This is a genomic window from Piscicoccus intestinalis NBRC 104926 (genome assembly GCF_001515525.1).
Lineage (GTDB): Bacteria > Actinomycetota > Actinomycetes > Actinomycetales > Dermatophilaceae > Kineosphaera > Kineosphaera intestinalis.
The window spans coordinates 1-2,261 of the sequence record NZ_BCNQ01000263.1; the positions used below are offsets into that span (position 1 = coordinate 1).

Annotated in this window: 2 protein-coding genes and 1 pseudogene; 1 reads left to right on the plus strand and 2 read right to left on the minus strand. The window is 73.6% G+C overall.

The window, feature by feature from the left end:
• Positions 1-263 precede the first annotated feature (263 nt).
• Positions 264-1,088 carry a hypothetical protein gene (locus PINTE_RS21010; protein ID WP_068434498.1) on the plus strand — a complete coding sequence of 275 codons (825 nt, stop codon included), beginning with the start codon at positions 264-266 and terminating at the stop codon, positions 1,086-1,088.
• Positions 1,089-1,118: 30 nt separating this feature from the next.
• Here PINTE_RS21010 and PINTE_RS21015 read toward each other — a convergent pair whose 3' ends face one another.
• Positions 1,119-1,637, minus strand: coding sequence for a DinB family protein (locus PINTE_RS21015; RefSeq protein ID WP_068434501.1), 519 nt, complete (start codon positions 1,635-1,637; stop codon positions 1,119-1,121).
• Between the two features lie 154 nt (positions 1,638-1,791).
• A pseudogene (locus tag PINTE_RS21020) lies at positions 1,792-2,261 on the minus strand (hypothetical protein); the annotation flags it as partial.

Consider the following 2,261-nt stretch of genomic DNA (forward strand, 5'->3'; position numbering starts at 1 on the left):
TCAGACCCGAGACGCGGTTCAGGGATGTCGGGGGTGATTGACGTAGAAATCTACGTCAGCTGAGGGCCCTACAACCGGGCTGAGTCTGCTCACCCCACGGCTGGGGAGCCGGCTCCGTGAGCGCGGGTATCGAGTTGAGCGTGGAGCTGTACGGCAGCCCCGTCGCGACGCTGCGCGGGTCGGCCTGGCGGTTCGCCGACCTGCAATTCTCACCACGACACGCAGTTTTCGGGGTCGTTGGGGGCGGCGGGTAGGTTGGGGCGGTGATTCTCTCCGTCGTCGCGCTGGTCATCGGTGTGCTCGCGTACGGGCTCGCGGGGGCGCGGCTCTCGGACGGGGCGCAGTCCGCGGGCGGGCCGCTTCGGTCTCCGGCGTGGTGGGTCGGAACCGCCTGCCAGGGCGCGGGTTTCGTGTTCACGCTGGCCGCCCGGCAGCACCTGCCGCTGCTCATCGTGCAGGCCTGCGTCGTCGGGGGGCTGGCGGTCACCGCGGTCATCCAGCACCTGGCTGGCACCCGGCGCATCGGGGGCCGCGACGGGGTCGCCATCCTCGCCGTCAGCGGCGGCATCATGGCGCTCGCGCTGACGACCGTGCCCGGGGCCGCGGTGCCGATCGCGCCCGTGCACCTCGTCGTCATCGCGGCGACCGTCGCGGCCTGCGGGCTCGCGCTGCTCGTGCGGCTGCCTCCGGGCATCAGCGGGCTGTTCGCCGGCACCGGGTTCGCGATCAGCGCGATCACGGCCCGGCTGCTCGTCGCCGACCCGCGGCTGTCGATGTGGCGGCCGTGGGAGTGGCCGCTGCTGTCCTGGCTCGCGGCGTTCCTGCTCGTCGCCGGGCTCGTGCTCGGCCAGGTGCACCTGACGGTCGGGCTCAAGCGCGCGCACGCCGTCGCGGTGCTCGGCACGAACTACCTCATGTCGACGCTCGTGCCCGCCGCCATCGGCTGGACCCTGCTCGCCGAGGAGCCGCGGGAGGGCACGATCTGGCTCGTCGCCGTCGGCCTCGTGCTCGCGCTCGCCGGTGCGATGACGCTGTTGCGCAGCGACGACGCTGCGCCGGGGGAGCCCGAACACGCCACCGGCGCCTGACGATTCGCCCGTGGGCGCGGGTCCGCGGGCCTACGTCGACTGGGGTGGGCGCGGGGGTGCGGCGAGCAGCGACTTGATGTCGCGGTAGTGGTGATGCACTTCGTGCACGGTGTGCGCGGCGAGCCACCGCAGGTCGCGCGGCTGCGGCGTCGGGTAGTTGTAGATGAGCTCCAGATCCCAGTCGTAGTACGAGAGCAGCCGCAGCGAGCGGGCCAGCCGCGCGGCCGACCAGTGCAGCTCGAGGGCGAGGTTGATGGGGTCCAGGCCCTGGTATTCGCCCCACTCCACCCGTTGTTCGGTGAGCATCGGCACGACCTGCGCACCCGGATCCACCCGGGCCCGCAGCAGCCGCTCGCGCTGGGTGATGAGCACGTCACGCACGTGCCCGCCGTATTCGAGAACGCTCCACCCGTCCGCCCGGTTGTCGCCTCGACGGCCGGCCGACGCGATCGTGGCCGAGAGCGTCGCCCCGGCCGACTCCAGCTGGTCGGCGGCGTTGCGCGCGGTGATCGAGTCGTACGCGAATCCGCACTGCGCGCACACGGTCATGACGGGGCTCCTTCGGCCGTGGTGTACCCGTAGCTTTCCTCCTCGAGCGGCTCGGCGCCACCGACTTGCTGCGAAAAGCCATGGGCGGCAGCGAATTGTGGGCCGGCGCGGGCGGCGCCGGCCCACAATTCTGCGCGGAGCCGGGCCGGCGGCCTCAGCCGGGTAGCTTGCGGCCCAGCTTCCATCCGATCCACAACGCCGCGAGCCCGATCCCGATGTGCGGGGCGTACGCGCGGGCGACTACCGGCAACACCGTGGCGCCGAGGTCGAGGGCGTCATCGGAGTCGCCGTCGGCTCCGGAGATTCGGCCGCCCGAACCCGAGTCCGGGCCCGGGCTCGTCAGGCCCGGAGGCGGTGACGCCGGGCTCGGAGCTGCCGCGGGCGCGGGTGCCTCCCCTGACACCGGCGCTCCCGCGTCGGAGCGACCGGAGCCGCCGGAGCCGCCCGAGCCGCCGGAAGGGCCGGAGCCGGACGTGCCCGACCCGGCGCCGAGCCCGGCGAAACCGGAGCCGGTCGCGCCGAACATGGCCGCGGTCAACGGTTCTCGCGGGGCGTCGGAGCGTCCGGCGCCCGACTCGACCCCCGGGCCCGAAGAGGCACGCGCCGCCGAGCCCGTCGAGTCCG

Bases quoted from the DNA above. Each gene is read 5' to 3' on its own strand.
- PINTE_RS21015 (WP_068434501.1), bottom strand. From the start codon at position 1,637: ATGACCGTGTGCGCGCAGTGCGGATTCGCGTACGACTCGATCACCGCG.